This is a genomic window from Actinomyces bouchesdurhonensis (genome assembly GCF_963540955.1).
Taxonomy (GTDB): Bacteria; Actinomycetota; Actinomycetes; order Actinomycetales; family Actinomycetaceae; genus Pauljensenia; species Pauljensenia bouchesdurhonensis.
In genome coordinates, this window is the sequence record NZ_CAUTSL010000095.1 from 1 (window position 1) to 3,643 (window position 3,643).

Annotated in this window: 3 protein-coding genes and 2 pseudogenes; all 5 read left to right on the forward strand. The window is 66.2% G+C overall.

Annotation, left to right across the window (positions count from 1 at the left end; genetic code table 11):
* A pseudogene (locus RYL44_RS10065) lies at positions 1-275 on the forward strand (DMT family transporter); the annotation flags it as partial.
* Positions 276-331: 56 nt separating this feature from the next.
* On the forward strand, positions 332-1,189 hold the full coding sequence (locus RYL44_RS10070) for a LicD family protein (RefSeq protein ID WP_314805344.1): 858 nt from the start codon (positions 332-334) through the stop codon (positions 1,187-1,189).
* 31 nt (positions 1,190-1,220) lie between these two features.
* The gene (locus RYL44_RS10075; RefSeq protein ID WP_314975907.1) at positions 1,221-2,120 is read left to right on the forward strand and encodes a LicD family protein; all 900 of its coding nucleotides are present in this window, start codon (positions 1,221-1,223) and stop codon (positions 2,118-2,120) included.
* Positions 2,117-3,469, forward strand: coding sequence for a lipopolysaccharide biosynthesis protein (locus RYL44_RS10080; protein ID WP_314975908.1), 1,353 nt, complete (start codon positions 2,117-2,119; stop codon positions 3,467-3,469). Before RYL44_RS10075 ends, RYL44_RS10080 begins: the two co-directional genes overlap by 4 nt.
* Positions 3,462-3,643: pseudogene (locus tag RYL44_RS10085) on the forward strand (glycosyltransferase family 4 protein); the annotation flags it as partial. The gene RYL44_RS10080 and the pseudogene RYL44_RS10085, both read left to right, overlap by 8 nt.

Sequence of the window (3,643 nt, forward strand, 5' to 3'; positions counted from 1 at the left end):
TGGTGGCCCTGGCCGGCCTGGCGGGCACGGCCTCGTACCTCTTCTACTACAAGGCACTGTCGGCGATCGGCGCCTCGCGCGGCATGGCACTGAACATCTCCTACTCGGCATGGGCGATCATCTTCGCCTTGGCGTTCCCCCCGCACACGATTCCGACGCTCACGCAGGTCATCTGCTGCGTCGTGATCCTGGTGGGCACGGTCCTGGCGGCCACCTCCAACTGGGGTGACCTGCTTCCCAAGCGCACGGAGAAGGTCACGAGCTCCCAGGCATGAGACAATGGCGGGTGGGCGCGCACGCGCCCACCCGCTCTGCCATATTCGGAGGACTGATGACGACGCCCGACGCCGACCTGCGCAAGGTCCAAAAGCTCCTGACGCTGATCCTGGCCGAGCTCGACCGGGTGTGCCGACGCATCGGAGTGTCCTATGCGATCTACGGCGGCACCGCGATCGGCGCGATCCGCCACGGCGGCTTCATCCCCTGGGATGACGACATCGACGTGATGATGACGCGCGCCGACTACGAGCGCTTCCTGGCGGAGGCACCCGCCCTCCTCGACGAGCGCTTCCGCCTGGACAACACGCGCACGCGCGAAGACTTCCCCTTCATGTTCACGAAGATGGTCATGCCGGGCACGCTCCTGATCCCCGAGGCGGATAAGGATTCGGCGTACCGCATGCCCTTCTTCCTGGACATCCTGCCCCTGGATGAGATCCCAGCAGACGAGAAAGCCTTCCGCCAGATGTCCCGCCAGTCCTGGTGGTGGGGTCGCCTCCTGTTCCTGCAGGGGACGCCTCGGCCCCACCTGATCAACACCCCCGCGTGGAAGAAGGCACTGATTTTCTCCGCGACGACGGTGGCGCACCTGGGCCTGAAGGCCGCGCGTGCGACGCCTCGCAGCCTGCAGGAGCGCTGGGAGAAAGCGGTGCGCCGCTACGAGGGGACCGGCACGGGCGTCTACGCGGACTTCACGATGCGCGACCCGCAGAACTGGATCGTGCGCGAGGAGGAATTTTTCCCCACGCGCGACGTCCCCTTCGAAGACATCACGGTCATGATTCAGAACCAGTACGACGCGCTGCTGCGCCGCGGCTACGGCGACTACATGCAGCTGCCGCCCCCGGAGCAGCGCTACAACCACGAGGCCGCAGTCATCGACTTCGGCCCCTACGCCGACTCCCTGTAGGCCCCGGGCCCCATCGAGCGATCGGAGAGACATGAGCGAGGCAGATCCCGCAACCCTGGCAGCCATTCAGCGCGTCACCAAGCGGTGCCTGGCTGAAATCGACCGCGTGTGCACCCTCCTGGGCGTGCGCTACGTCGCCTACGGCGGCACGGCGATCGGCGCGGTGCGTCACCATGGCTTCATCCCGTGGGACGACGACGGGGACGTGTGCATGCCGCGCGCGGACTACGAGCGTTTCATTGCCGAGGCCCCCGCCCTCCTCGGAGAAGAGTTCTTCATTGCCTCGCCCGCCACGCACCCGAACTATCCAATCAGCTTCGGCGTGCTCGGCCTGAAGGGCTCCGAGTTCGTCTCGAAAGTCGCGAAGGACCGCTCTTTCCGTATGCCGATCGGCGTGGACCTGTTCGTCCTGGACCAGATCGCGGACGATCCGGCGCGCTTCCGCTCCCAGTCGCGCGGCACGTGGCTGTGGGCGCGCCTCATGTTCCTGCGCTCGATCCCCAACCCGCCGACCGGACTGCCCACGCCGGCACGCCAGCTGGCCTCGGCTGCCATGGCGTGCGCGCACTGGGGGATGCGGGCGCTGCGCGTGAACGAGGCCACCCTGTACCGCCGCTGGCTGCGATCCGCCCTGAAGGGTCGCGAGAACCCGCAGATGGCGCCCGACGGCACGACGCTCTACGGCGACTTCTCCACGCGCGACCCGCGCCGCTGGAGCGCCTCGGAGGGCGAGCTCTTCCCCGCCCGCTCCGTGCCTTTCGACGACATCACCGTGCGCATCCCCGCCGCCTATGACGTCGTGCTGACGCGCGGCTACGGGGACTACATGTGTATTCCCGATCCGCAGGATCGGGTCACCCACGAGCCATTCCATATCGTGTTTGGCCCCCATGACCCGGGCCCCTCCTCGCAGGACGGAGCCGACGCGTGAGCGAGAAGGACACCACGGCCTCGTCCCTACCCGAGGCCTCGGACCCCGGCGGAGCCGTCGAAACCACCGAGGAAGCCCTCGAATCGCGCGGCCAGCTCGGGCGCGACTACCTGTGGAACACGGCCGCCTCCCTCATGTCGAGCCTCGCCGTGGTCATCATGGGCGTGGCGATCATGCGCTCGGGCACCACGGATTCTTTCGCGCGCGCCCAATACGGCCTCTTCACTCTGGCCCTGGCGATCGGCCAGCAGTACCAGACGGTGGGCCTGTACGAGGTGCGTACCTTCCACGTCACCGACGTGCGTCGCCGCTTCGACTTCGGGACCTACCTGTCGACGCGCATCCTCACCTGCCTGGTCATGGTGTGCCTGATCCTCATCCACTCGTGGAACTCCTCGACGAAGGACCCCTACCCCGCGTTCACCGTCATCGCGGCGATGGCGCTGCTGCGCATCTTCGACGCCTTCGAGGACGTGTACTATTCGGAGTTTCAGCGCTCCGGGCGCCTCGACATCGCCGGCAAAGCCTGTTTCGCGCGCATCTTCACGACAACGTTCCTGTGGTCGGGCCTGTACTGGGTCACCCAGGACCTGCGCCTGTCCACGCTCGTCACCTTCGCGGTCACCTGCCTCGTGCTCGTCGTTGCCTACGGGATCCCCGCGCGCGGCCTGTTCCCCCTGCTACCCTCATTCAATCTACGAGGCATCGGCGGAATCCTGTGGGAATGCCTGCCCCTGTTCATCGCCGCGTTCCTCAACCAGTACCTGGCCAACGCTCCGCGCTTCGCAATCCACGCGACCCTCGGCGACGAAGACCTCGGCGTCTTCGCGATCATCTACATGCCGGCGGTCGCCATCAACATGCTGTCCCTGTTCGTCTTCCGCCCGCTCCTCACCCGCATGGCACTGCGCTGGACCGAAGGCAAACACAACGAGTTCTTCGCGATCATCCGCCGCGGCCTGATGACGACCGCGCTCGCCTTCATCCTCGTCGCGCTCGTCACCTACGTCATCGGCGCTCCACTCCTGACCCTCGTGTTTGGCACGGACGTGTCCGACTACGTGCCCGAACTGATGGTGCTCGTCCTCGGTGGCGCCCTCAACGCGGCCGGCGTCATCCTCTACTACGCGCTGGCAACCATGCGCCGCCTACGCGCGGTCCTCATCGCATTCGTCATCGCCGGTGGGGCAGCCTACCTGGCGGCCACGCCACTCGTCTGCTCCTTCGCCATGATGGGAGCCTCCTTAGCCTATGCTTCAACCATGGCCCTGCTCGCGACGCTCTTCGTCGCATTCATGCTCATTCCCGTCCGCAACGCGCCCACCGAAACGGAGTCCGTCAATGGCTGACCGCTCTCATCGCCCCACCAAGGTCGGGATCTTCATGGAGTTCTTCCTGCCCTACCTGGGCGGAATCGAACGCTACCAGGACCGCCTGAGCGAGCAGCTGAGGCTTCTCGGCTACGACATCTTCATCGTCACGTCCCTGCACGACGAGTCCCTGCCTCGTTTCGAGGACAAGGA